This is a genomic window from Rhizobium sp. WSM409, assembly GCF_057653825.1.
In genome coordinates, this window is the sequence record NZ_CM172794.1 from 2,483,381 (window position 1) to 2,509,929 (window position 26,549).

Genomic DNA, 26,549 nt, shown 5'->3' on the forward strand with positions numbered 1-26,549 from the left:
TGGGAGGGGCTAATCCGGCGGCACCGCCTTGCCTCTTCCGAAACGTTGAGGATTTGGAAAGCCGGCGCGGCAGGTTAAGCCCCTCCCACTTGTGGGGGTCCGAAGGACGGGTCGAGACCCGTGGCTCGACCCCGGCATCCTACAGGAGGGGTTTGGGGCGGGGTCTCTTAGTATCACGCGACCGGGAGACTATTCAAAAATCCGAACGATTCATTCGTTTCCCTTTTGTACTCTTTCCCTCTTCACTTTCGCGCTGACTCTCTCCATATTCGCGCCATGGCCAAATCTCCGAAGAAATCCCCCGCCCCGAATGGCTTCGAGGAAGCCCCTCAATCGTCTTTTGAGGGAGCCCCCCTCTCAGGCTCGGTTGCCGATTGGGTGAAGCAGCTGGAGGCCGATGCCGAAACCTCGGGCGTCGAGACCCAGCGCCAGATCGCCTCCAAGGCCGGCAAACATCGCAAGAAGGTGGAAATCGCCGCCAGGACGAAAACCAGCGACGGCGGCGTCAGCGCGTCGAAATCGGCGCGCGGCACCTCCATGGGCGGCTCGACCGACCCGAAGACGCGCGCGGCCGCCGGCCTCAATCCCGTCTCCGGCATGGATACGACGCTGGAGGAGGCCTCGTCGCTGCAGGCCGGCACTGCCGTCACCGCCACGGTCGAGGCGCTGTCGGCGCTGATCGAGAGCGGCAATCCGCTGCACAAGAACGGCAAGATCTGGACGCCGCACCGCCCTGCCCGGCCCGACAAGTCAGAAGGCGGCATCGCCATTCGCATGCAGTCGGATTACGAGCCGGCCGGCGACCAGCCCACAGCCATCCGCGACCTCGTCGAGGGACTGGAGAATGGCGACCGCAGCCAGGTGCTGCTCGGCGTCACCGGCTCCGGCAAGACCTTCACCATGGCCAAGGTGATCGAGGCAACGCAGCGCCCGGCCGTCATCCTGGCGCCGAACAAGACGCTGGCCGCCCAGCTCTATTCCGAATTCAAGAACTTCTTCCCCGACAATGCGGTGGAATATTTCGTTTCCTACTACGATTATTACCAGCCGGAAGCCTATGTGCCGCGCTCCGACACCTATATCGAGAAAGAATCCTCGATCAACGAGCAGATCGACCGCATGCGCCACTCGGCGACGCGCTCGCTGCTCGAACGCGACGACTGCATCATCGTCGCCTCGGTCTCCTGCATCTACGGTATCGGCTCGGTCGAAACCTATACGGCGATGACCTTCCAGATGTCGGTCGGCGACCGGCTCGACCAGCGCCAGCTGCTGGCCGACCTCGTCGCCCAGCAATACAAGCGCCGCGACATGGATTTCACCCGCGGTTCCTTCCGCGTGCGCGGCGATACGATCGAGCTTTTCCCCGCCCACCTTGAGGATGCCGCCTGGCGCATCTCGATGTTCGGCGACGAAATCGACGCCATCACTGAGTTCGACCCGCTCACCGGCCAGAAGGTCGGCGACCTGAAATCGGTGAAGATCTACGCCAATTCGCACTATGTCACCCCGCGCCCGACGCTGAACGGCGCCATCAAGTCGATCAAGGAAGAGCTGAGGTTACGCCTGGCCGAGCTGGAAAAGGCCGGCCGCCTGCTGGAGGCCCAGCGCCTGGAGCAGCGCACCCGCTACGATATCGAAATGCTCGAAGCCACAGGCTCCTGCCAGGGCATCGAGAACTATTCGCGTTATCTCACCGGCCGCGACCCCGGCGATCCGCCGCCGACGCTGTTCGAATATATCCCCGACAACGCCCTCGTCTTCATCGACGAAAGCCACGTCACCGTGCCGCAGATCGGCGGCATGTACCGGGGCGACTTCAGGCGCAAGGCGACGCTGGCCGAATACGGCTTCCGCCTGCCCTCCTGCATGGACAACCGGCCGCTGCGCTTCGAGGAATGGGACGCCATGCGCCCCGACACCATCGCCGTTTCGGCCACGCCGGGCGGCTGGGAGATGGAACAATCGGGCGGCGTCTTCGCCGAACAGGTGATCCGCCCGACCGGCCTGATCGACCCGCCGGTCGAGGTCCGCTCGGCCCGCAGCCAGGTCGACGACGTGCTCGGCGAAATCCGCGAGACCGCTGCCAAGGGCTATCGCACCCTCTGCACCGTGCTGACCAAGCGCATGGCCGAGGACCTGACCGAATATCTGCATGAGCAGGGCGTGCGTGTGCGCTACATGCACTCCGACATCGACACGCTGGAGCGGATCGAGATCCTCCGCGATCTCCGCCTCGGCGCCTTCGACGTGCTCGTCGGCATCAACCTTCTGCGCGAAGGCCTCGACATTCCCGAATGCGGCTTCGTCGCCATCCTCGACGCCGACAAGGAAGGCTTCCTGCGCTCCGAAACCTCGCTGATCCAGACGATCGGCCGCGCCGCGCGCAACGTCGACGGCAAGGTCATCCTCTATGCCGACCAGATCACCGGCTCGATGAAGCGGGCGATGGAGGAAACCAGCCGCCGCCGCGAAAAGCAGATGGTCTATAACCAGGAACACGGCATCACGCCGGAATCGGTCAAGGCCAGGATCAACGACATCCTCGACAGCGTCTACGAACGCGACCACGTCCGCGCCGATATCTCGGGCACCTCGGGCAAGGGTTTCGCCGATGGCGGCAACCTCGTCGGCAACAACCTGCAGACCCATCTCAACGCGCTCGAAAAGAGCATGCGCGACGCCGCCGCCGACCTAGACTTCGAAAAAGCCGCCCGCCTCCGCGACGAAATCAAACGCCTCAAAGCCGTGGAACTCGCCGCCATGGACGACCCGATGGCCCGCGAGGAAGCGAAGGCGATGGAAGGCGTCAGACGGAACGCCAAAGCGACCCGCGAGTCCCTTCTCCCAGCCGGCGAGAAGGTGCCCGGCAGGGCGGATGAGGGGCCCACCCCCTCCTACTTCGCCAAACCCTCGATCGACGACATGGGCCCAGGCACCGACACCACCACCCCCCTCTTCCGCAAACCCGCTCTGGATGAGATGGGCCGCGACATTGCCGAGCCCACAAAGAAGACCCTCTTCCGCAAGAACGACCTCGATGAAATGACGGTCGGCCGAACCGAAAAGCCGGTCACCGGCGCACTGCCGGAAAAGCCGGATGCCGCCAAAAGCACGAAGCGGTTTTCACCGCTGCTCGAAGGCCAGCCGGAGCGTGATGACGTGCGGCCGGTCGTGCGTGGGAAGACGGGCGTGGGGAGCTATGAGGACCCGGGCGAGCAGAAGCGCAAGGGGCGGACGAAGGGGAAGACTGGGCGGCCGGGGCGGTAACGACAAACCGGCCAACCAGGCGGCCTGGTTTAAGATGGTTTGTGTGTCGCTGGGTCAGCCGCGCCTTTCGTAATCGGCGCGGTTGACGAATCTCGGATGCTAACACCATGGGTGCGTGTCTAGGCAATCGCTTTGGAGACACCATGGGCGATTTTATGGATCAGCCTTTCTGGCTTGCAGCGTGTCCACAGACGGAATTCCCCATGCCAGAAATTTGCATCGACCCCTTCCCCTCCGCCGCCGAACTGAACGCGCTCTTTTCCGCCGCCTGGGGCAGCCCGCACAACCGCGATTTCACCCCCATCCTCTCCCGCAGCCTCGCCCATATCGGCGCCTATCAGGACGACCGGCTCGTCGGCTTCGTCAATGTCGCCTGGGATGGCGGCATCCATGCCTTCATCCTCGACACCTCGGTTCACCCTGACATGCGCCGGCAGGGGATCGCGACGCGGCTGGTCAGGGAAGCGACGCGGGTTGCGGGGGAGCGCGGCGCCGAGTGGCTGCATGTCGATTTCGAACCGCATCTGACCAGCTTCTACCGCGCCTGTGGATTCAGGCCGACGAAGGCAGGACTCATCAAGCTCGTGTAGTTCTTCCGCGCGGGAAGTCTGAACAAGTCGAAGCCAAACACCAACCTGCGATAGTGACGCGAATGGTCGCGCGGCGCAGCGCTACCGACAAACCCGCTGAAAACACAATTTTCGCGAGAGCATCCCGCCCGAAAATGAAAGATAATACTATTTACGAAACCAAACCATGACTTTGAGTTCTCAAATTAAAATTCGTTTCCCCAGTATTTCATCCTTAGTTTTTCATTAAAAAAGCAATGAAAAGACACAATTTTGCATTGAAAACTTAATCAGGGATTGGCATAGATCCCCGAGGGGTTGTCGTCCGCCGAGCAATAAAACAGTTTTTTCGGGGATGTCTCATATTGCCGAGTACAACGCATCTTTTGGGGAAAGATATATATGGCCTTGAATATTCTGGACACGAACGGCGCCACAGTTACCAAGACCGGCGCTGAGTTCGAAGCTTACGATGTTATCCGCGACTCTGAAACCAGCCCTTCCGCACCTGTCTCTCTCACTGTTTCCGATTCCTCGGCGGCAGATCTGGCCGACGAGTTGGGCTTGGTATCGGCGAACGTGACGGTATCGAGCGGCGGCAGCACGGTCACGACGGGCGCCGGCAACGACAACATCTCAGGCGGCGAAGGCGCGGACACGCTGAGCGGCGGCGGCGGCGACGATACGATCTACGGCAACGCCGGCAACGACAAACTGATCGGCGGTGACGGCAACGACAGGATCACTGATGGTGGTTTTGGCTTTGTGCTCGGACCTGATGGCAGCCTCCAGTCAGAAATCGTCGACATTGACGGCGGCGACGGCGACGATTTGATAACCATTGAGAGATTCGCTCCACTGATATCGGGAACGATCGATGGCGGTGCCGGGATCGATACGTTGCGTGCCTCGGCGCTCCGGGGCCTGACGATCAAGAACGTCGAAGTGCTTGAATTGGCAGATTTTCGGGTTAGCGGTTCGAGTGCACAGTTCGAAAGCTTTGATAAGATCGCCAGATCGACCGATCCAGTCTTCAATTTTGACCCCTCACTGGTAGTGACGGATAGCGCCCACCTCGATCTTTCCGACGAACTGGGAGATCTCGGGACCCTTGTCCGCGGCTTCTCCGGCATTGACGTCAAAACCGGCGACGGCAATGATGAGTTTGCGGGCAGCGACGTCAACGACATTTTCGACGGCAGCGGCGGCAGCGACCTCATCAATGGCAACGACGGCAATGACAAATTGACCGGCGGCGACGGCAACGACACCATCAATGGCGGCGCCGGCATCGACACGGCGGCATTCGCCGGCAATTTTGCCGAATATTCCTTCGAGATCGACAATGGCAGCCGTGTCGTGACGAGCGCGCTGGAAGGCACGGATAGGCTGACAGACGTCGAATTCGCGCGCTTTGCCGATGGCGTTTACGACTTCGCGACGGAAACCTTCACGCTCAACAGCACCGAGCCGGGTACTCCGCTGAATATCCTGGACACAAACGGCGCCACAATTACCAAGACCGGCGCTGAGTTCGAAGCTTACGACGTCATCCGCGACTCCGAAATCAATCCTCTCGTCGCGGTCAATCTGGTCGTCTCGGATTCCGGGGCGGTGGACCTTGCCGACGAACTGGGCTCCGGCTCCGCAAATGTGACGGGCTCAAGTGGCGATAATGCGATCACGACAGGCGCAGGCAACGATAACATCAATGGCGGTGACGGCGCAGACACGCTGAACGGCGGCGCCGGAAACGATCTGATCCAGGGCGGAAATGGCAATGACACGCTGAATGGCGGTGACGGCAACGACCACATATCCGGCGACCTTGGAAACGACGTTATCAGAGGCGGCGCGGGTAACGATACGATCTCCGATGGTGAGCTTTTTGGCCTTGCCTCTGAAGTGGTTGATATCGATGCAGGCGACGGTAACGATGCCATAACTCTTGAGACATTCGCCCCAATGAATTCCGGAACGATCGATGGCGGCGCCGGGATCGATACGCTGCAGATAAGCTCGCTCCAGGGCCTGACGATCAAGAACGTCGAGATTCTTGAAACGGCCGGATGGTCGGTTGCCGGATCGAGCGCGCAGCTCGAAAGCTTCGACAAGATCGTTTGGTCGACCGATCCCTTCGGCGATTTTCGCGCCTCAGTGGCACTGACGGACAGCGCCCACCTCGATCTCTCCGACGAGCTGGGAGATCTCGGATCATTCATCGACGGCCACGCCTTCGGCATTGACGTCAAGACCGGCAGCGGCGACGACGAGTTCACAGGCACCGACGGCAACGATATTTTCGACGGCAACGGCGGCAACGATATCCTCAATGGCAATGCCGGCAATGACAAATTGACCGGTGGCGCCGGCGACGACACCATCAATGGCGGCGACGGCATCGATACGGCAATATTCTCCGGCAATTTCGCCAATTATTCCTTCGCATTGAATAATGGCGATCACATCCTGACGAGCGCCGGGGAAGGGACGGATACGCTGACAGACGTCGAATTGGCGCGCTTTGCCGACGGCGTCTACGATTTCGCCACGGAAACTTTTACGCCTAAGGGAAATGCCGCGCCGACCAATATCCAGCTTTCGAAGACCGCCCTCTCAGAGGACACGCCGATCTGGACCACGGTTGGCCTGCTCAGCGCCAAGGACGCCGATGGCGACGCCCTCACCTATACGCTGATTGACGGGGCGAATGATCACTTCCGGATAAAGGGCAACCGCATCGTTACCTCGAAGGAATTCGACTACGAGACCGACAAGTCGCACACGATCAAGGTGGCAGTTTCGGACGGCAAGGTCACCGTGGAGAAGGACATCACGATCAATGTCCTCGACGTCAACGAAGCCCCTGTCAATCAGGCGCCGACCAAGCTCGCCTTCTCGCGCAGCTCGGTCTCCGAGAATGTCGCGATCGGCACCTCGGTCGGCCTTCTCACAGCCGTCGATCCGGAAGGCGGCGCCGTGAAATGGCGTCTGACGGACGATGCCGACGGCATCTTCAAGCTGGTCGGCAACAAGATCCAGACAAAGGCGGCGATCGATTATGAAAGCACCCATAGCCTGACCTTCACCGCCGAAGCCTACGACGCGGCCGGAAACTTCACGGGCCACGATTTCACGCTCGCCGTGAAGGACGTCTTCGAGGCGTCGGTTTCGAGCTTGTCGCATGAGGCGTTGATCTAGCCACAACACTGTGGCGGGACGCAGAAATGGGTCCCGCGACAAGGGCAGGATGCGCCCGCGTGCTCCTTTAAACGAGCACGCGGGCGCTACCACCGCACCGAACGCACAGCCTAAGGTCGCAGTCTTTCCGAATAAGAGGGCTGCCCCCACGAACCTTCTCCACCCGGAACGGCAGAAAAGACACAATTCGTTCTTGCAGAATCCAACGCATCTTCTGGAAAGTTTACATGGCCTTGAATATTCTGGACACGAACGGCGCTACAGTTATCAAGACCGGTGCGCAGTTCGAGGCGTACGACGTCATCCGCTACTCCGCCGATAATCCTCTCGCCATGGTCACTCTGAAGGTGTCGGATTTCGGCACGATAAACCTTGCCGATGAGTTGGACTCGGTTTCCGCAGAAATAACGGGCTCGAGCAGTGCCAATGCGATTACAACCGGCAGGGGCAACGACACTATATCGGGCGGAAATGGCAATGACACGCTGAATGGCGGAGAAGGCAACGATACGCTAAATGGCGACGATGGCGCAGACACGCTGAACGGCGGTGCCGGAGAAGATACGATCCGAGGTGGAGCTGGTAATGACACGCTGAATGGCGGGGACGGCAACGACACGCTCGACGGCGGGCAAGGTAATGACAAGATCAATGGTGGCGCGGGCAATGACACGATCACCGACTCTGCGCACTTTAACACACCGAAAACGACGATCGATGCAGGGGACGGCGACGACAAAGTAATTATATTAGCAAGCGATGAATCGCTGACAGGGGCGATCGATGGCGGCAACGGGATCGACGTTCTTTCCGGCTTGAACAATCTGACCGCTTTTACGATACAGAACTTCGAAATTCTTGAAACGGGAGGGATCCACCTTGCCGGTTCGGCTGCTCAGTTCGAAAGCTTCGACAAGATCATCTACGGTGACAATCCGATCTACGACAGTTCCGTCATCTCCTTGATATTGGCGGATGGCGTTCATGTCGATCTCTCCGACGAGCTGGCAGCCCGTCGGACCTCCATCACAGGCACCGCCTTCGGCATAGACGTCACGACGGGCGCCGGTAATGACAATTTCGTCGGAACAGCCGGTAACGACATTTTCGACGGCGGCGCCGGCAACGACACATTGCATGGCAATGCTGGAAATGACCTGTTGACCGGCGGCGAAGGCAACGACCAAGTCTATGGGGGCGCCGGAAATGATGTGATCAGGGGTGGAACGGGTAACGACACGATCGGCGACGGTGACTTTTTCGGCCCTCCAGAAGTCTTCGATATAGATGGGGGCGACGGCAATGATACCGTGAACCTGCAGATCGCATACAGTATCGAAAATTCGGGAATAGTTGATGGCGGTGCCGACACCGACACGCTGCAAGCCTATAATCTGACCGGCTTGACGATCAAGAATTTCGAAATTCTTGAGACGGGGGGAATGGAAACTATTGGTTCGGCGGCGCAGTTTGAAAGCTTTGAAAAGATCGTCGTCTACGACGATCCAAACTACGATAGCTATGCCATCTCGTTGAAATTGACGGACGGGGTTCACGTCGACCTTGCTGGTGAACTGGCCACCCGTTCGGCGCATATCAGCGGCAATGCCTTCGGCATCGACGTCACGACCGGTGGCGGCAATGATCAACTTGAAGGTACTGATGGCAACGACATTTTCGACGGCGGCGCCGGCAATGACGTTATCGATGGCTACTCCGGCAATGACGTCCTGAGAGGCGGTGCGGGCGATGATACGATCACCGATGGTGACGACTACGCCGATGCAAAAATCTTCGATATAGATGCAGGCAACGGCAACGACACCGTAACTGTGTTTCGCGGCTCCGATGTCGAGGCGTCCGGAACACTCAATGGCGGTGCCGACACCGACACGCTGCAAGCCTATAATCTGAGCGGCCTGACGATCCAAAATTTCGAAATCCTCGAATTGGGCGGAGCGGGCGCTATTGGTTCGGCTGCGCAGTTCGAAAGTTTCGACAAAATCGTAGTCTACGAGCCGGGATACGAAAGCATCATCTCCTTGACATTGACCGACAGTGCCCATGTCGATCTCTCGGACGAGTTGGCCACCCGTTCGGCATATATCAGTGGCACGGCCTTCGGTATTGACGTCGCGACCGGTGGCGGCAGCGACCAACTTGAAGGCACCGATGGTAACGACATATTCGACGGTGGAGCTGGTAATGACAGAATTGATGGCTATGGCGGGAACGACATGCTCTTTGGAGGCACCGGCATCGACACGGCCGTCTTCTCCGGCGATTTCGCCAGCTATTCCTTCGCGATCGACAATGGCAGCCACATCCTGACGAGCGCCCTGGAGGGCAAGGATACGCTGACTGATGTTGAATTCGCCCGTTTTGCCGACGGCGTCTACGATTTCGCCACGGAAACTTTCACAAGCAATAACACCGCGCCGACCAATTTCCAGCTTTCGAAGACCGCCCTCTCAGAGGACACGCCGATCTGGACCACCGTTGGCCTGCTCAGCGCCAAGGACGCCGATGGCGACGCCCTCACCTATACGCTGCTCGACGGAGCCAACGATCATTTCCGGATAAAGGGCGACCGTATCGTCACCTCCAAGGCGCTGGATTACGAGACCGACAAGTCGCACACGATCAAGGTTGCCGTTTCCGACGGCAAGGTCACGGTCGAAAAGGACATCACGATCAATGTCCTCGACGTCAACGAAGCACCTGTCAACAAGGCGCCGACCAATCTCGCCTTCTCGCGCAGCTCGATCTCCGAGAATGTCGCGATCGGCACCTCGGTCGGCCTTCTCTCGGCGGTCGATCCAGAAGGCGGCACGGTAAAATGGCGGCTGACGGATGATGCCGACGGCATCTTCAAGCTCGTCGGCAACAAGATCCAGACGAAGGCTGCAATCGACTACGAAAGCACCCACAACCTGACCTACACTGCCGAAGCCTACGACACGGCCGGAAACGTCACCAGCCACGATTTCACGGTCGCCGTGAAGGACGTCTTCGAGCCGGCGGTTTCGAGCTTCTCGCATGAGGCGTTGATCTAACTGCGACTGGATTCCAGGCGACGCAGAAATGCGTCGCCAATGGCCTTCAAAACGGGGTGCTTGCGGTCAGCAAGCCCCCGTATCGATCAGGCGGAACAAGGTGCCCCACCGAATCTCTTTTCCCCACTGGGTAGAAGAGGGAGTTCGGCTTACCGCCCGGTCCAAATTGCTGCTCCCCCTTCGCACCCGATTCGGCTATGATTTCCTGCCGATCCGAGGAGAGCCCGCATGCGCCTGCCCACATTCATCCTCGCCCTCGCCGTCTCGGCGCTCGCAGCCTTGCCTGCATCGGCAGCGACCTACAAGACGCCGAAGGCGCTGCTCAAGGCGCTCTATAGCTACGACACCGACAACAGCGACGCCGAGGCGCCCTCGCCCTATTCCGCCTTCTTCTCCGACCACCTGACCAAGCTCCTCCAGACCGATCTCGACAACACGGCAGAGGGCGATGTCGGTGCGATCGACTTCGATCCCGTCATCGCTGGCCAGGATGGCACCGCCAGCGACGTCAGGATCGGCCAGCCGATCCTGCTGGATGACAAGGCCGAGGTGGAGGTGGAGTTCGAAAACGGCGAAGAGGTGACGCTCTTCTATACGCTGGTACGCGAACACGGCGGCTGGAAGGTCGACGACATCGCCAATCAGAAGGGGGATAATCCCTGGAGCCTGAGCGGGTTGCTGGGGGATGCGCAGTAGGCTGGCAGCCCAGCCACCCGCCCTCCCGGTCGAGGCGACCCTGCGTTTGTCACGGGCAATCAATTCACTGGATCGATTGCTCCGCTCCTCACCCTCACCATGAGACTGATCGGCGTGCCTGCCGCCCCGCCCACGAACAAAAAACCTGCCCGGCTATCGAATCTGCCGCTCATCCCGTTTCGGCACGGAATCCCGATATGGCACAGCCGCGCAAGAATCCGTTAACCCATCGTCAAGTATCTGAATCTTCGGCATTTCCCGACATCGATGCAGGCATGCCAAAAGAATCCCGCTTGCTTTTTGCCCGAAATGCTGGCACGAATTGACTTACTCGGGCATTTGCATGCCGGTGACTGGACTGATGTGGTAATCCCTTCCGTTTGGAAGGCGGCGCGGGACTACCCGCCTACGTAGACGTTCTTTCCCCGTACGTGACTTCTCCGACTGACCCTTCGTCCCAATCGATCGGGGCGAAAGCTAAAGCCGTCCGCTTCCTCTCGGGGGCGCGGATACTACACAGACTAAGGGAAAAGGACGATCCCAATGGCCACCAAGGGCACCGTAAAATTCTTCAACCAGGACAAGGGTTTTGGTTTCATCACGCCGGACGGCGGCGCAAAGGACGTTTTTGTCCATATCTCTGCGTTGCAGGCTTCTGGCATCCAGTCGCTGCGCGAAGGCCAGCAGGTTACCTTCGACACCGAGCCGGACCGCATGGGCAAGGGCCCGAAGGCTGTCAACATCTCGGCTTCGTAAGTCAGACTTCCGCTCGCGCGGCATAACGGCGCTCCGCAAGGGGCGCCGTTTCTGTTTGTGGTGATCGGCGGTCATTTGTCGATCACATTGGCAAGTGTTATATGCGCCCTTTATAGATGCCCGCCCCTGCGGCGGGGGCACCGCACTGCGGCGCGGTAACAAGGAACAGTGGAACGTCGATGACGCAGAAGAGGCCGATTTTTGCAGTCGCCCCGATGATCGACTGGACGGATCGGCATTGCCGCTATTTCCACCGCCAGATCAGCCGCGAGGCGCTGCTCTATACCGAGATGGTGGTGGCCGATGCGATCATCCACGGCCCGCGCGATCGGCTGCTCGGTCATGACGCCGCCGAGCATCCGCTGGCGCTGCAGCTCGGCGGATCGGACCCGGCAAAGCTTACCGAAGCGGTGAAAATCGCCCAGCCCTATGGCTATGACGAGATCAACCTCAATGTCGGCTGCCCTTCCGACCGGGTGCAGTCCGGCACCTTCGGCGCCTGCCTGATGTTGACGCCGGAAACGGTGGCCGAATGCATCGCGGCAATGAAGAGGGTTGCGACCGCGCCGGTAACGGTGAAATGCCGGATCGGCGTCGACGAGCAGGAGCCGGAACAGGCGCTGCCCGAGCTGATCAGCCGCGTTCTCGATGCCGGCGCCGACGCGATCTGGATCCATGCCCGCAAGGCATGGCTGAAGGGTCTGAGCCCCAAAGAAAACCGCGAGATCCCGCCGCTCGACTACGAGATCGTCTATCGGATGAAGCAGCGCTGGCCCGATGTCTTCATCGGCATCAACGGCGGTATCCGCACGCTCGACGAAGCCGCCGTCCATCTCGAACATGTCGACGGCGTCATGCTTGGCCGCGCCGCCTACCAGAATGCCGCGATCCTTGCCGACATCGACCAGCGCTTCTTTGGTGCGCCTGCGGCCGAACCGGATTGGGAGGCGCTCTGTAACCGGATGATGGCCTATGCCGAACGCCACATCGCCGGCGGCGGCCGGCTACAGCACGTGGCCCGCCACATGGTCGGTCTCTTCACCGGCCTGCCCGGCGCCCGCCGCTACCGTCAGATCCTCTCAACCGATGCGGCAAAAACCGGCGCCGGGCCGGAAGTGTTGGCGGCGGCCTTTGCGGCAGTGGATTTCTCGGGGACGGATCAGGAAGCAGTCAGCGCCTGACGTGAGGTGATGCCTAGTCATGGCGCTGAGGTGAAGCGTCAGGACCGCGCCATCGGCAGCAAGATCTTCGTCTCGATCCGGCCCGCCAGCGAGAACACCAGGATTTCCGTATCCCTGCCGATCCTGCTGCCATCCATCAATCGGACGATATCATCGACGCCGCCGACCGGGCTGCCATCGATGGCGAGAATATAATCGCCCTCCTGCAGCCCTCCCTTTGCCGCCGGCCCGTCGGCTTCGACGCGCCGGATGCGAACCGAGGTCGTCTGCGTCGTGCCTGCGGCAAGCGCCACCCGGCGCGGCAGCACGATCGTATCGCCTGCTATGCCGATGAAGGCGCGCCTGACCTGGCCATAGCGAAGAATCTCCGAAACCACGAAATTGGCCGTATTCGACGCCACGGCAAAGGCGATGCTCTGCGCGCCCTGGATGACGGCGGTGTTGACGCCAATGACCTCCCCGCCCGAAGACACCAGTGGCCCGCCCGAGTTGCCGGGATTGAGCGCCGCATCGGTCTGGATGACATCTTCCATCGGCCGGCCGCTGGCCGCCCGCATCGACCGGCCGAGCGCCGAGACGATACCGGCCGAAACCGTCCATTCGAAGCCGAGCGGGTTTCCGATCGCGATCGCGATATGGCCCCTGCGCAGGCGCTGGGAATCTCCGAGCTTCGCCCAGGCGCCGGTGCTTGTATTGGCGCGAATGAGGGCGATATCGGTATCCACATCCCGGCCAAGCACGCGGCCCTCGGTAACGAAACCGTCAGGCGTGGTGATGCGAACGACCTTGGCATCGTCAACGACATGGTTGTTGGTGATGATCAGGCCATCAGGCGAGACCGCGAAGCCGGACCCCTGCCCCTGCCGGCCTCCCACCCTCTCGATCCGGCTGACTGCTGGCCCGACCGTATCGACTGCTGCTGCGATCGATTGCGAATAGGCATCGATCAGCGCCCCATCATTCTGAGGCGCTATCTGCTTGTCCATGTAACCCATTATTGAATCCTCAGGCGGCAGTAACGGCCGTCCCGCCGCCGGCGAAGCCGTCGCGGTTGCGACGGTCCGCCATGGCGCTGTTGTATGAGGATTAGATGGTTGGGCGATGAACCGCGTTCAAGTGTGCGCCAGCAGCGGCATGCACGGCGGCAGAATGGGAACACACCTACCCCGGACAGATATATTGAACTACCCGGACGGATATATTGAACGAATAATAAAAAAATGGCTCATTGCAGACGTTCGTCTCGCCCGTGACGAACTAGCCTGAGGTGGCCGACAGCCGAGATACAGTGGATTAAAACAATGTTCGCAGCGCAAAGCAGCCAGGCGAGGATCACCCGGGCTCCCGCGCGTCATGCGAAATGGGCGGGTGCTATACCCATCTCGCGTAGACATACAAACTTCTGTCATATCAATAGAATAGAAAGAGGAACTCAATAAGCACATCAACATATTCGGGTTGATCAGGCGCGACCTTCTTGCCCCTAGCCTCCGGCCCAACGGCGCTCGTGGCCTTGTCAATTCTGCAGGCAACAGCGCAAACTTCTGACCGCATTAATCCAACCAACCCCAACCAACGGAGCCAAAAGATGAGCACGGTTACCACCAAGGACGGCGTCGAAATCTTCTACAAGGATTGGGGGCCGAAGAGCGCTCAGCCGATCATGTTTCATCACGGCTGGCCGCTCTGCTCCGACGACTGGGATGCCCAGATGCTGTTCTTCCTTGAGAAGGGCTACCGGGTCGTCGCCCATGATCGGCGAGGCCACGGCCGCTCGACCCAGGTGGGCGACGGTCACGACATGGATCACTACGCCGCCGATGCCGCAGCCGTCGTCGAGCATCTCGATCTCAGGAACACCGTCCATGTCGGCCACTCCACCGGCGGCGGCGAAGCGACCCATTACGTCGCCCGCCACGGCCAGCCGCAGGGCCGCGTCGCAAAGCTGGTGATCATCGGCGCCGTGCCGCCTCTCATGGTGAAAACGGATGCCAATCCCGGCGGCCTGCCGATCGAAGTCTTCGACGACCTGCGCAAGCAGCTCGCCGCCAACCGCTCGCAATTCTATCGCGATCTGCCGGCCGGCCCGTTCTACAGCTTCAACCGGCCGGGCGCGAAAGTGTCGGAGCCAATCATCAACAATTGGTGGCGCCAAGGCATGATCGGCGGCGCCAAGGCGCATTACGATGGCATCAAGGCCTTTTCGGAAACTGACTTCACCGAAGACCTGAAGATCATCACCGTGCCGACCTTCGTCATGCACGGCGACGACGACCAGATCGTGCCGATCGCCGACTCCGCCCTGCTCTCGTCCAAGCTTCTGCAGAACGCCACGCTGAAGGTTTACGAGAAATTCCCGCACGGCATGTGCACCACCCATGCCGACATCATAAATCCCGACATCCTCGCCTTCATCAAAGGCTGATCCGTGATGTTGCCGGGCGCCGATCAGGCGCCCGGTTGCCACGATGGCTTGCCATCCCGCACGCCGGCATTCTGGCCACGTCGATCGATTGACGGCCAGTGACTCATTTTCCTATGAAACCGTTTTCGGCGATTTGCGTTTAGCGGCCATGAAAAGAGAACGTGAACCCTCATCAAAGGCTTACCGGCAGGATCGTTTCGAAAACACCGAGCGCGCCGCCAAGGAAACCATCGAAGCGGAGCAGCGGGCCCGCCGGGAAAAAACCAAGCGGCTGAAAGAGCTGCGGCTGTCGCAGCTGGGCGCCAAGGACCCCGCAACCAAGTAGATCTCACGCTCACTCTATCCTGTCGACACGCCGATCGGTCTCATATCCATGCCCTGCCGCCCTCGCCGGTATCTTCCCGTGCGTGCCCAGAATTCTTTTTGAATTTCGGACCTTCGCCCATCTTGCAGAGCAAAGATCGCGAAATTATCTTTTTTCACGAAAGCGATTCACGGCATCCAAAAAAGGGCAGATTGCGATGTCAGACAAGCTGTTCAGCACGCGTGACGAACCGCTCGCCTCCGAGGACCTCGATGTGTGCAGGCGTGTCCACGAAGCTCTCTGTAGCGGGCTAAAGATCGACAGATCGAGCAAGGAGGCCGACCGTCTGGGCGCCCTCATCATCGAGCTTTACCGCCAGGGTGTGCATGACGAAAGGCAGCTTCTGTTGCTGGCCGGCGGAAGGTGAGCCTGATAGCGGCCTCACGTTAGCACAACGAGAGCGGACCGACTCCTCCCGCCATTTACCGGCTTTGACACGCACATGGAGACCCACGGCGCAGAAACTTGCGCCGCCGCTGCATGAACATACGACGATGGGGTCGGCGCAGTCATTCCGGTTCAGCACCTAGCGCAAGCGCACAAGAATCTTGTCCCTATCCCAGGACAATCCATCGGAAAATTCGATCTTTTCAATGCCCCAATAGCTCGGCCAAGAACTGCTTCTCGACGGTGATCACTTCGCCCGTGGGCTTGACGATCACCATCAGCTTTGCCGCATTCCGCAGCAACATCACGTCGGAAGCGGTGAGATCGGTCAGGCGAAGCGTGTCGATCTCGTTCGACATGTTGACGATGTCATCGATGACGTCGGAGCCATCGCCGCTGGTATAGACATAGGTGTCGTCGCCAAAGGATCCGGAAAGCGTGTCGTTTCCTTCAAGTCCGATGATCAGATCGTCGCCCATCGTGCCTTCTAGAGTTTCCCGGCCGACAGTGCCGGCAATACCCTCGGGCAGAACCCCACTGATATGCGCGGCGATGTCCTGCTTCGACCAGATTGTCCCGTCGCTGAACCTGATGCTTTCGATCCCCTTATCGCCACCTGATCGTCCCGACTCGATGAGGATCGACCCGCCCGCGGCCATACGTGCGGCAGTCCTTTCAAGCGCCCAGGTGAGCCTGCCGTCGCTCTTGGCCGCAAGCCTCGCTTCCTCGAGAATTGATACGTTCTTGGCGGCATCTGCCGCACTCATCCTGATCGCAATGATGAGATCGTCACCCTCCTGGCGAAGGCCGATATCACCGGGGCCGATATCGGAAAAGATCAGCGTGTCGGCGTCGCCGCTATCCTCGATCGTTTCCACAATGGTGTCGTTGCCGTCGCCGCGGGCATAGCCGTAGGTGTCGTTGCCGGTGCCGCCGGTCAGAAGATCGTCATCCTCGTTGCCGTAGAGCGTGTCATCTCCCTCGTCACCTCGGATTTCATCCTGTCCGCCTCGGCCATACACCACATCATCGCCCGCACCGGCATGGATCTGTTGGTTACTGTCGGGATCGGATGTAAGGATGATGTTGTTGACGACCCGCCCGCTGTCACGCGATGTCCTATCGTAGATGCTAATCGACAAAATCAGGCCCAACCCAAGGATCAGGGCCGTCCGCCGCACGCGCCAATTCGGCATTCTTCCAGTCCCCGGCAAGACGCGCCCCGGTGGCATCAACCGCCGCCGGTAGCCAAGCTCTGTTTGGAGGGAATTACCACCCTGAGATGTCTGTTGTGTTAACGGTACCTATTGCAAGAATGACCGGCCCCCGCGCCCCTCCAGTAAATCCCGTCCCCCTCTGGGCCTTGGCGGCCCTTCTGGGAGGTTGAACATGCCGTTCCGCGCTCTGCCATCCTGTTCTTCGTCATGAAGGTGGCCGCCCCCTTCCTTGTCGCACTCGGGCTGCGGTTGCTCTGGAGTGCTCGCGAGACCCCATATGGGCCGGCCGATTTGCCGTCCAGCAGTGCGCGCAACCCAGCTGCGTTAGCACCCACGCACATACACCGCCTCATTCCATCCCAAAATGAAACCTATTCCCTTCCGCTGCGTTATCCCCCGATACATCCGTTTACCCAAGGTGAGTGAAATGAACAGATTCGCCATTATTGCCCTGTCGATAACGACGGCCTTCTCCGGAATGCCCGCCTCGGCAGGCCTGGCTTTTGTGCCGAGCCCGGTGCAATCGGCGCAGCCGACGTCTCAAAGCACCGATGCCCGCATCACGACCGTCGGCTGCAATAACTTCACGAACTGCCCGGGTCAGTTCGGCAATAATCGCAGGTGGTATCGCAACCGCAATCACTATCGTGACCGGAATTACGACCGCGACGACCGTTATGGCTGGGATCGTCGCTATGATCGCCGGTATCGCCGCCATGACAATACCGGTGCCATTATCGGCGGTCTGGCGGCCGGCGCCCTCCTCGGCGGTATCATCGCTTCGCAGCCGCGCACGCGTGCCTACAGTTCTGGTTCGCATGCGGAGTATTGCTATAGCCGTTATCGGTCCTATCGCGCCTATGACAATACCTACCAGCCGAACTACGGCCCACGCCGCCAGTGCCGCTAGCCGGCCCGTTCCATTGGAGCAAGCCTCGCATGAAGATGCGGGGCTTTTTGATACCCGAATGCCCGTTACGCGGCTCTCCCGGGGACACCGTAGACTGTCACGCCGTCCAGCAAATCGCCTTGCCCCCTATCGACCAGCTCTATATGTATGAAAGCACGGTACGTTAGCAGATACGCACATACATAATCCCTCCCGATCCCAAAATGAAACCTATTCCCTTCCCCCGCGTTATCCCCCAATACATCCGTTGACCCAAGGTGAGTGAAATGAACAAATTCGGCATCATTGCCCTGTCGATAGCGACGGCCTTCTCGGGAATGCCGGCCTCGGCGGCCCCGGCCTTCGTGGCGAGCCCGATGCAATCGGCCCAGCCGGCGCCTCAAAGTATCGATGCCCGGATCATGACAGTCGCCTGCAACCCTTACTCCATCGTCTGCTCGGGCAACGGCGATAACCGCAGATCCTACCGCAACCGCGACCGCGACAACGATCGAGACCGCGACCGCCGCAGCTACCGCGATCGCCGCTACGACCGCGACGACCGTTATGGCTGGGATCGCCGTCACGATCGCCGGTATCGCCGATATGATAACCGATATGACAATAACGGCGCCATCATCGGCGGCCTGGCAGCAGGCGCCCTCCTCGGCGGCATCATTGCTTCGCAGCCGCGCGCACGTGCCTATGGTTCTTCGCATGCTGAATACTGCTATAGCCGCTATCGGTCATACCGCGCCTACGACAATACCTATCAGCCGAATTATGGCCCGCGCCGCCAGTGCCGGTAATCCGGCCCACGCATCAGAGCAAGCCTCGCATGAAGATGCGGGGCTTTTTTGATGATCGGAAGCCCGCTACACGGCTTCCGATCGCCGGTCGGCCGTGCTGGTCTGCGCGGTCATGGTCGACTCGCTCAGTTGGGCGACACGAACCTAAAGCATGTCGCGCAATAGTGCGCAGCCGTTTTGCGATAACGACATGCGTTGGATAGAAAGATGCGTCAGGAGCGAATCTAAAGGATCGCGACGTGCTTTAGGTGCGGAATGACATCCGGAGAGACAACAAAGCCCGCCGGGCCCGTCATCCTGCTGCCGCCGGATATGGAAAACCTGTCGGGCTTCGAAGCGGCGCTCGCCGCCGGCTGGTCTCCCGATCCGCGCCGCGCAGGCGACGAAACCTATGTTCGCGGTGAACTTCAGCGGCTGCGCCAGGACCGGGCGAAGTTCCCCGACGATCTCATTCGTGATGGCAAACCGCACGCCGGGTCCGGATCGCCGCCTCTCACCACCCGTCTGTTCTGGATCTGGGACGGCGAATTCTGCGGCAGCATCAGCCTGCGTTTTCAAGCGGGCATAGAGGAGCTGCCGCCCGAGGTGTCGGGTCATGTCGGGTATTCCGTCGTGCCGTGGAAACAGCGCAACGGCCACGCGACCGCTGCGTTGAGACTGCTGTTGGCACTGGCATCGAAGGAAGGCCTCGACCGCCTCGTCATCCTCTGCAACGAGGATAACGATGCCTCGCGGCGCGTGATCGAGCGCAATGGCGGCGAATTGTTCATGCGCGGCCCGCATCCCTCCGACAGGCCCGATCAGATCAAACTGTATTTCTGGCTGAGGCCCGGAATCGCCGGCTGACGTGCAGCCGACGGATTTTCAGACGGACGGAGCACGGGCCTTGCCCGCCCTTGCTCCGTCCGTCCCGTCAGCCTGGGGTGGGGCTGAGTGCTGGTCGCGCAGCAGCTCGCGGCGTCGCTGCGTATTGTCTCTCAATAGGTCGCGGCCGGTTTCGGCTTCTTCTCGGTCCACTGCGGCGGCGCGCCGTATTTGGCGGCCACGGCGCCCATCAGTCCGGGCGGCCGGCCGAAGGCGTCGCAGGCGGCGTATTTCGGTTTGCCGCCGAGCCAGGATTTCATCCGATGCCCTGAGGGCAGCGAGATATCCAATCCCTTAGGCTCCTTGCCCTTGATCAGCATGCGGGAAAACTCGCTGCTGAATTTCGAAGCCAGGCTATAGGCATCGCCGACTTCGGAAACGCGGGGGTTGTTCTGCAGCGAGTTTGCCCCGCGCGACCAGACGATTGCCGCCCGCTGCACACCACCGCTGTCGACGGCCTCCGCCTCGACCGCCAGTCCGCCAAGGCCGGCCGGCAGCCGGGGCACGCTGACGGGCAGTACGAAACCGGTGCCGACGGTCACGACGGTCGAAACACCCGCCATCGCCTTGTTGGTCGGCACAATGTCGGTGACGACCGAGCGGATAGTCAGATCTGCCGGCTGGCCGGCAGAGACCAGCTGGTATTTGTCACTGAGCGAAATGCAGAGCGCCCGGTCCAGAGCGTTCGCCACCATCACGCGGTCGGCGTTCGATTTGACGCGGGTCGCGGCGTTGAAAGCGAAGGTCGTCGGCACGATGCTGACCGTCTTTGCCGGACTAAGGCGCGTCCCATCGACATAGACGCGCGATTTCGACAGCTTGCCCTTCGGCGCGCCGAGATTGCCGTAGGAGGAGAGCGTGCCGGCCTCCTTTAGCGGCACCGAGCTGCACCCGGCCGCGGCCATGGCGAGCGCCACCGGCAGAGCGAGGGACAAGCCTCTCGACGCCACGGGGAGGGAAAATGGAAATGGATTGCTGCGCACGCTGTCTGGCCTCCGTCGCCGATAGCGCATAACCCCGAAAATCGAGATCGATTTTCGGAAAGGATTATGCGCAGGTTTAAAACGCTAGAGCGTCCTTGGCGCGTCCTGTCGGACGCGCGGCGCTCTAGTGTCGGGCGAAAGTGGCGGTCGACAATTGCCGCAACATTACAGATCCAGAGCCTTTCCTGATCAGAACCAGGAAAGGCTCGGGGGGCGGATACTGCTCAAGCAGGCCCGACCTTTATGCGAGTTCGATCGTCACCCGCGTCCCTGCAGCACTGCTCTCGATGCTAACCTCGCCGCCATGATTTGCGACGATCTGCTTGACGAGGCTGAGGCCGAGACCGGCGCCCTTGCTCTTCGGGGTGACGCGATAGAAGGGCTCGAAAACCAACTCCCGGTGTTCAGCCGGAATGCCCGGCCCTTCGTCGGTGACCGTGATCCGCTCGCCGCCGGAAGGTGAACCCGACACAGAAACCGCGATCATACCGCTGTTGCCTCCGTGGTCGATGGCATTGCGTACGAGGTTGCTCACCGCGCTCGGTAGCGCCGACGGGCTGCCTTTGCGTTCGAGCCTCTCGACCTCGCTTTGAAACGAAATTTGGTAGCCGGCGACAATCGCCAGCGGCGCGAGATCGGCAACCGTCATTCGGGCGATCTCGACGAGATCGACCGGTTCGTCGAGGTCAGCCGCCTGATCGTTGCGCTCAAAATCGAGCAGTTGCTCGGCCGCCTGCCCAAGCCGCGCCACGTCATCGAGCAGCCGCTGCCGCTCGCGCCCGTCTGGCATGCCGTCGATCCGCGTCTGCATGATGGCGATCGGGGTCCGGAGCTCATGCGCCGCGTCGAGCAGGAAGCGCTGACGTTTCTTAAACTCGTTCTCAAGCCGCTCAAGCGTTCCGTTAAAAGCAATCACCAATGGTGCGATTTCCGTGGGAATACCATCCACCGGCAATCGGGCTCCTTGCCGGCGGGGTTCGATTTCCGATGCCTTGCTCGCTATATCCTTCACGCCGGCCAAAGCGCGCGCTACGACGCGGGGGATCGTTAGAAAAACCCCGGGCAAAGCGATGGCCAAAAGTGGTGTGTAAATGAGGTAGGTTTTGCCGAGTATTGCCAGAAATGCGGAGCTTCTGCTGGCGTTTCCGCCGTACATCACTCTGTACTCGCCTTCTGCCGTGTCGACACGGTCGATGGAGGCGACCTCGGTCGTACCAGACGCCCCTCGTATGTCGGCGTCTTTGATGAGGTAAACGTACCGGGCTAGGTCCGCATAGGGCGCCGGCATTACGCCATAGGAGGCCGTTTCTCCACTGGGTGTTGCGACGAAAAACCAGAGCCTGTTGTTCTCAGCCTTGAACGACCTGAGACGCGGGCTATCAGCTATGACGATCCTGCCCCGCGAGTCACGCGTAAGAGCTTCCTCGAGGGCTGCAGTCAGCTGAACCTGCATTCCTTCATTGGGTGAGAGGATGCTGGTGGCGTAAATGCAAAGCCCGATGATGACAGTCGCAACAACAGCCACGAAAACGATACTGAGCTGCCAGCTGAGCGTCCACCAGAGTGAAAGGTTCGACTTGGTCGCCTCGCGCATCATTCTTCCTTCATGAGATAGCCGACGCCGCGGATATTATGGATCGCTACGCCGGCGCCGGCATCGATCAGCCGCTTGCGCAACCGCGATATATGCGCGTCGAGCGCATTCGACTGGATTTCCTCCTCGTAATTATAAACCGCCGCCTCCAGCGTCGAACGCAGCACGGTCTTCTCGTTGCGCCTAGCCAGTGCGGCCAGCACCAAAAGTTCGCGTCGGGGCAGGTCCAGCGGCACGGCATCGACGGTGACGCTCAGATGCAGCGGGTCGATCACCATTCGTCCGGCCGTGATCTTGAGTTCCGCCAGTTCAGGCGATCGCCGCAGCACGGCCCTGAGCCGCGCCATCAGCTCCTCCACCAGGAACGGCTTACCGAGATAGTCGTCGGCCCCGAGGTCGAGGCCTTCGATCCGCTCCTTCGGTTCGTTCAGCGCCGTCAGCACGATGATCGGCGTATCCTTCCCCGTCCGCCTCAGATCCGGAATGAAGCTCAGCCCCTCCCCGTCGGGCAGGCGGCGGTCGAGCAGGATCGCATCGTAGAGGTTCTGCCGCGTCAGCTCGACGGCGTCTGCCAGATGCATCGTGTGGTCGGTGACGATCCCATGTTTGCCGAGTGCGGCCGACAGCGCCTCGGCCAGCTCCCTCTCATCCTCTATCAGCAGTATCCGCATCGCCCGTCCATTGTCTCGCTCACCCCTTCTGTCTGCCACAAGGGTTGCGGCAGCATTGCGGAGCTTGCAAGGCAGCCGGTCATGCTGCTGCAATTGTTGAGGTCCAGCACAAAGACTATCCGCAGCAGCTGGAGATCAAGATGATCCGACCTATCCTCCGTCTCCTGACGAGACACTTTCTCTCCGCCTTCATCCTTGCCGCGCTGCTCGCAGCCCCACTCGTCATTCTGCACACGCTTCACGAAAAGACGGCATTCGAGAACGGCCTGCTGATGGACGTCCGATGATGCAGCGAGCGAACCCTCAGGCGGTCTTACTGTCTGCCATACAATAGGCCGAGAATGCCTGAAGATAGGCCTGCACCTTGAAACGGTTCTCCGCTGCCTCAATGGTGTTGAACACCTCGGTCGGCTCCAACTTCATCAAAGGAAGCCTGAGGAAAATATCGCCCGCGAACCGGTCGGTAATGGTCGCAAGAACGGTGCGAAGACCCGCCAGCATGTCGTCGCCGCGATGTGATGCGTGCAGCAGGGCGATCGGCTTATGGACGATCTGCTCTCCTGACACGAGCCAATCGATCGCGTTCTTGAGGCCGCCCGGGATGGATCGGACATATTCCGGGCTGGCAATGATCACCCCGTCACTCTGAGCGATCACATCGATGAGATCCCGCACCGCCTCCGGCAGATGCTCTCCCTCGAGATCGGGCGAGAATACCGGCAACCGCCCCACACCGTCGAAGATCGAAATCTCGATCTCATTTGGCGCAACGGCGCGAACAGCCTGCAGCATGGCGGTATTGGTGGAATTGCGCCGGGCGCTGCCGGATATTGCGAGAATCTTCATGACCCTAACAGGAATCGATTGATCATGGCTGTCAACGCAAAAGGCTAGGCTAGGCGCGATTGAGTAGCGCCCCAAAAGCGACTTTAGCTTGAACTGGCCGAGCCCCGCGTTAGCTTGGGTGCTGCTGCCGAATCGGCTGGAATTACCCCTTGAGGAAATACACATGTCGGCTTTGATCGAGGCGCGGGGCGTCAGCAAACGCTTCCGGCAGCACAAGAGATTTCCGGGCCTGATGGGCGCGCTGAAGACGTTGGTGACCAACGAATATACGGAAGTCCTGGCCGTTTCCGACATCGGTTTCGACATCGCGGCAGGCGAAGCCGTTGGCTATCTCGGCCCGAATGGCGCCGGCAAATCGACGATGATCAAGATGATGACCGGCATCCTGGTGCCGAGCGACGGCACGCTCTCGGTGCTCGGCCGGACGCCACATCTGAAGCGGATGGACAATGCCCGCGAGATCGGCGTCGTTTTTGGCCAGCGCAGCCAGCTGTGGTGGGACCTGCCGCTGGTCGACAGTTTTACCTTGCACCAGCGTATCTACGACATCCCCGCCGCCCGCTATGCGGATAATCTCCGACGCTTCAGCGAGTTGCTCGACTTGACGCCCTTTCTCGACCGCGCAGTGCGCCAACTCAGCCTCGGCCAGCGCATGCGCGCCGAGATCGTGATGTCGCTGCTGCACGATCCCAAGATCCTCTTTCTGGACGAACCGACCATCGGTCTTGATGTGGTCGCCAAGGATGCCGTGCGGCGTTTTCTCGCCGAGATCAACCGTGAGCGCGGCGTCACCCTCATCCTCACCACCCATGATCTGCAGGACATCGAGACTATCTGCCCGCGGCTGATCATGGTCGATCATAGCAGGCTCATCTTCGACGGCGAGTTGAAGAGCCTGCGCGCAGCATTGGGCTCGGCCCGGCGGCTGACACTCGAATTTGCCAGTGACCCTGGACCGCTGCCATTGCGCACCGCGGCCCTCGTCAGCGACGAGGGCCTGCGCAAGAACTATCTCATCGAGCGTGAAGATATCTCGCTGGTCACGATCCTGTCGGAGGTCGGCAACGGCCGCGATCTCAAGGATGTGGCGCTGCACGAGCCCGACATCGAAGAGGTCATCCGCACCTTCTACCAGCGGCGCAATGCCAAGGCTCTGGCATCATGAGCGCCTATTTCGCCTTCGCGCGCAGTTCCTTCCATTCGCAGCTCGCCTACCGCAACGAAGTATGGGCCAATATCTTCGGCAAACTCGTGCAGGTCTTCGCGCGTGTCGCCATCTGGCAGGCGGCCTATGCCGGCATCGGCGGCATCGTAGTCGACGGCGTTTCCCTGCAGCAGATGGTGACCTATGCCCTGCTCGGCGGCGCGGTGATGGGCGCAACCCGCCCTGAAAGGATCATCGGCGAAATCGGCCGGTCGCTCAAGACAGGCGATATCGCGGTATGGCTGCTCAAGCCCTTGTCCTATCCGCTCTATCTCTTCGCCAACGAATGCGGCAGCTTCGGTTATCGCCTGATGACCCAGGTCATTCCGACCATCGCCTTTACTGCGTTGTTTTACGGCATGCTGCCGCCGGCAAGCCTGTTCGATGGCCTGATGTTCATCGCCTTCTGGGCGCTGTCCTTTACGCTGCTGTTCCTGATGTCGGCGCTCTTCGGCCTCGTCGCCTTCTGGCTGATGACGAGCTTCTCGCTGGACTGGATCCTGGGCGCCCTGCTGCAATTGTTCTCGGGCCTGCTGATACCGTTCTGGTTCTTCCCCGAACCGCTGGCCACGATTGCCCGCCACCTGCCCTTCGCCTGGGTGGTCTATTATCCCAATGCCGTCTATCTCGGCAGGCTTTCCACTGCCGATGTCTGGCTCCATTTCGGCCTGGGCCTTGCCTGGGCCGCGTTGTTCCTGGCCGGCGTCCTTTGGCTGTGGCGCTGCGCCTCCGGCCGCATCACGGTGCAGGGAGGTTGATCATGCTCATGCACCACCTGCGCGTCCTTCCGCTGCTGGTGCGGATGCACGTCCGCTCCAAGATGGAATATCGCGGCGCTTTCTGGCTCGACCGCCTTGCGCAGATCCTTTCCTATGGCAGCGTCTTCGCCACCATCGGAATCCTGCTTGCCCGCTTCGACACGCTCGGCGGCTGGACCTGGCCGGAGCTTGCGCTGCTGTTCAGCTTCCAGCTGCTGGCTTATTCGCTCGGCGCTGCGATGAGCTTCGTGCAGCTGCGCGAGCTCGAAGAACTGGTACGGCTCGGCACTTACGACACGCTGTTGGTCAAGCCTTTCAGCCCTTGGGCCTATCTGGTCTTTTCCGGCCTTAATATCGGCTATGCCGGCCACGTCATCCTCGCAGTGGCGCTGATGGCTTGGGCAGTTCTGTCCGTCGACTTCACCTGGTCGGTCTGGTCCGCGTCATTCTTAATTGCTGCGCTTATCAGCGCGACGCTGCTGACGGGGGCACTCATCACCATGATCGGCGCCACAGCGCTGATCTGGGTGCGGTCCAACCACCTGTTCTCGATCTTCTTCGGCTTTTGGGAATTGACGCGCTACCCGCTCAATATTTTTCCGGGCGGCATCCAGACCATCCTCATCACCGCGGTTCCGCTGGCCCTCACCAGCTCGGTCCCTGTCGGCGCCCTGCTAGGCAAACCCATCCCGATCCTCGGGGACTGGGCCGGGCCGGCGTCTCTTGTGGCCGGGCCGATCTGGGTCTTGATGGCAATCACTCACTGGCGGTACGCCACCGGCAAATACCAGGGTGCCGGCGGCTGATCG

The 26,549-nt window shown here is 60.5% G+C and carries 25 protein-coding genes; 18 read left to right on the forward strand and 7 right to left on the reverse strand.

Annotated elements, in window-relative coordinates; genetic code table 11:
* Positions 1–276: 276 nt before the first annotated feature.
* The 8 genes from uvrB (at position 277) to dusA (ending at position 12,729) form a co-directional block, all read left to right on the forward strand.
* Entirely contained in the window at positions 277–3,270 is a 2,994-nt protein-coding gene (gene uvrB, locus AC25BC_RS12460) for an excinuclease ABC subunit UvrB (RefSeq protein ID WP_012757955.1), read from the forward strand.
* A 203-nt stretch (positions 3,271–3,473) separates the two neighbouring features.
* Positions 3,474–3,860, forward strand: coding sequence for a GNAT family N-acetyltransferase (locus tag AC25BC_RS12465; RefSeq protein ID WP_026157400.1), 387 nt, complete (start codon positions 3,474–3,476; stop codon positions 3,858–3,860).
* Between the two features lie 381 nt (positions 3,861–4,241).
* A complete protein-coding gene (locus AC25BC_RS12470) occupies positions 4,242–7,040 on the forward strand; it encodes a metal-binding protein (protein WP_012757957.1) in 2,799 nt (932 codons plus the stop codon).
* Between the two features lie 227 nt (positions 7,041–7,267).
* Positions 7,268–10,096, forward strand: coding sequence for a metal-binding protein (locus AC25BC_RS12475; RefSeq protein ID WP_128438385.1), 2,829 nt, complete (start codon positions 7,268–7,270; stop codon positions 10,094–10,096).
* 228 nt (positions 10,097–10,324) lie between these two features.
* Entirely contained in the window at positions 10,325–10,792 is a 468-nt protein-coding gene (locus tag AC25BC_RS12480; protein ID WP_012757959.1) for a DUF3828 domain-containing protein, read from the forward strand.
* A 197-nt stretch (positions 10,793–10,989) separates the two neighbouring features.
* Complete coding sequence (locus AC25BC_RS12485) at positions 10,990–11,118, forward strand: hypothetical protein (RefSeq protein WP_260687155.1); 129 nt, start codon at positions 10,990–10,992, stop codon at positions 11,116–11,118.
* A 217-nt stretch (positions 11,119–11,335) separates the two neighbouring features.
* A complete protein-coding gene (locus AC25BC_RS12490; RefSeq protein WP_003540801.1) occupies positions 11,336–11,548 on the forward strand; it encodes a cold-shock protein in 213 nt (70 codons plus the stop codon).
* A gap of 179 nt (positions 11,549–11,727) precedes the next feature.
* Positions 11,728–12,729: a tRNA dihydrouridine(20/20a) synthase DusA gene (gene dusA / locus AC25BC_RS12495; protein ID WP_012757960.1), complete on the forward strand. Its 1,002-nt coding sequence runs from the start codon at positions 11,728–11,730 to the stop codon at positions 12,727–12,729.
* Between the two features lie 38 nt (positions 12,730–12,767).
* Here the strand turns inward: dusA and AC25BC_RS12500 are convergent, their stop codons facing one another.
* A complete protein-coding gene (locus AC25BC_RS12500) occupies positions 12,768–13,724 on the reverse strand; it encodes a S1C family serine protease (RefSeq protein WP_128438384.1) in 957 nt (318 codons plus the stop codon).
* Between the two features lie 593 nt (positions 13,725–14,317).
* Between AC25BC_RS12500 and AC25BC_RS12505 the strand changes: the two genes are divergently transcribed.
* The 3 genes from AC25BC_RS12505 (at position 14,318) to AC25BC_RS12515 (ending at position 15,885) form a co-directional block, all read left to right on the forward strand.
* A complete protein-coding gene (locus AC25BC_RS12505; RefSeq protein WP_012757962.1) occupies positions 14,318–15,154 on the forward strand; it encodes an alpha/beta fold hydrolase in 837 nt (278 codons plus the stop codon).
* A gap of 43 nt (positions 15,155–15,197) precedes the next feature.
* Positions 15,198–15,479 (forward strand): hypothetical protein, encoded by a 282-nt coding sequence (locus AC25BC_RS12510; protein ID WP_012757963.1) that lies wholly within the window; start codon positions 15,198–15,200, stop codon positions 15,477–15,479.
* Positions 15,480–15,675: 196 nt separating this feature from the next.
* Entirely contained in the window at positions 15,676–15,885 is a 210-nt protein-coding gene (locus AC25BC_RS12515; RefSeq protein WP_012757964.1) for a hypothetical protein, read from the forward strand.
* 159 nt (positions 15,886–16,044) lie between these two features.
* Here the strand turns inward: AC25BC_RS12515 and AC25BC_RS12520 are convergent, their stop codons facing one another.
* Together AC25BC_RS12520 and AC25BC_RS12525 are read right to left on the reverse strand one after the other, a co-directional pair.
* Positions 16,045–16,113, reverse strand: coding sequence for a hypothetical protein (locus tag AC25BC_RS12520; protein ID WP_487778560.1), 69 nt, complete (start codon positions 16,111–16,113; stop codon positions 16,045–16,047).
* Complete coding sequence (locus AC25BC_RS12525; RefSeq protein WP_245459800.1) at positions 16,109–17,101, reverse strand: calcium-binding protein; 993 nt, start codon at positions 17,099–17,101, stop codon at positions 16,109–16,111. Before AC25BC_RS12525 ends, AC25BC_RS12520 begins: the two co-directional genes overlap by 5 nt.
* Before the next feature lie 448 nt (positions 17,102–17,549).
* Here AC25BC_RS12525 and AC25BC_RS12530 point away from each other — a divergent pair, with 448 nt between their 5' ends.
* The 3 genes from AC25BC_RS12530 (at position 17,550) to AC25BC_RS12540 (ending at position 19,666) form a co-directional block, all read left to right on the forward strand.
* On the forward strand, positions 17,550–18,032 hold the full coding sequence (locus tag AC25BC_RS12530; RefSeq protein ID WP_012757966.1) for a BA14K family protein: 483 nt from the start codon (positions 17,550–17,552) through the stop codon (positions 18,030–18,032).
* A 266-nt stretch (positions 18,033–18,298) separates the two neighbouring features.
* Positions 18,299–18,820, forward strand: a complete 522-nt coding sequence (locus AC25BC_RS12535; RefSeq protein ID WP_012757968.1) for a BA14K family protein — start codon at positions 18,299–18,301, stop codon at positions 18,818–18,820.
* Between the two features lie 255 nt (positions 18,821–19,075).
* The gene (locus tag AC25BC_RS12540) at positions 19,076–19,666 is read left to right on the forward strand and encodes a GNAT family N-acetyltransferase (RefSeq protein WP_012757969.1); all 591 of its coding nucleotides are present in this window, start codon (positions 19,076–19,078) and stop codon (positions 19,664–19,666) included.
* 131 nt (positions 19,667–19,797) lie between these two features.
* Here AC25BC_RS12540 and AC25BC_RS12545 read toward each other — a convergent pair whose 3' ends face one another.
* From AC25BC_RS12545 to AC25BC_RS12555, 3 genes are all read right to left on the reverse strand, one after another.
* Positions 19,798–20,697 carry a DUF3313 domain-containing protein gene (locus AC25BC_RS12545; RefSeq protein ID WP_017994463.1) on the reverse strand — a complete coding sequence of 300 codons (900 nt, stop codon included), beginning with the start codon at positions 20,695–20,697 and terminating at the stop codon, positions 19,798–19,800.
* Positions 20,698–20,908: 211 nt separating this feature from the next.
* Complete coding sequence (locus AC25BC_RS12550; RefSeq protein ID WP_128438443.1) at positions 20,909–22,261, reverse strand: sensor histidine kinase; 1,353 nt, start codon at positions 22,259–22,261, stop codon at positions 20,909–20,911.
* Positions 22,261–22,932 (reverse strand): response regulator transcription factor, encoded by a 672-nt coding sequence (locus tag AC25BC_RS12555; protein WP_012757972.1) that lies wholly within the window; start codon positions 22,930–22,932, stop codon positions 22,261–22,263. The genes AC25BC_RS12550 and AC25BC_RS12555 overlap by 1 nt, the downstream gene beginning before the upstream one ends.
* A 140-nt stretch (positions 22,933–23,072) precedes the next feature.
* Between AC25BC_RS12555 and AC25BC_RS12560 the strand changes: the two genes are divergently transcribed.
* Positions 23,073–23,219 carry a hypothetical protein gene (locus AC25BC_RS12560; RefSeq protein WP_012757973.1) on the forward strand — a complete coding sequence of 49 codons (147 nt, stop codon included), beginning with the start codon at positions 23,073–23,075 and terminating at the stop codon, positions 23,217–23,219.
* 16 nt (positions 23,220–23,235) lie between these two features.
* Here AC25BC_RS12560 and AC25BC_RS12565 read toward each other — a convergent pair whose 3' ends face one another.
* Positions 23,236–23,778, reverse strand: a complete 543-nt coding sequence (locus tag AC25BC_RS12565; protein ID WP_012757974.1) for an NADPH-dependent FMN reductase — start codon at positions 23,776–23,778, stop codon at positions 23,236–23,238.
* 163 nt (positions 23,779–23,941) lie between these two features.
* On the opposite strand from AC25BC_RS12565, the gene AC25BC_RS12570 reads away from it, so the two are divergent.
* Genes AC25BC_RS12570 through AC25BC_RS12580 form a run of 3 tightly spaced genes read left to right on the forward strand, consistent with a single transcriptional unit; the run spans position 23,942 to position 26,546 of the window.
* A complete protein-coding gene (locus tag AC25BC_RS12570) occupies positions 23,942–24,943 on the forward strand; it encodes an ABC transporter ATP-binding protein (protein ID WP_012757975.1) in 1,002 nt (333 codons plus the stop codon).
* A complete protein-coding gene (locus tag AC25BC_RS12575; RefSeq protein WP_012757976.1) occupies positions 24,940–25,740 on the forward strand; it encodes an ABC transporter permease in 801 nt (266 codons plus the stop codon). Before AC25BC_RS12570 ends, AC25BC_RS12575 begins: the two co-directional genes overlap by 4 nt.
* Positions 25,741–25,742: 2 nt before the next feature.
* Entirely contained in the window at positions 25,743–26,546 is an 804-nt protein-coding gene (locus AC25BC_RS12580; protein WP_012757977.1) for an ABC transporter permease, read from the forward strand.
* Positions 26,547–26,549 lie beyond the last annotated feature (3 nt).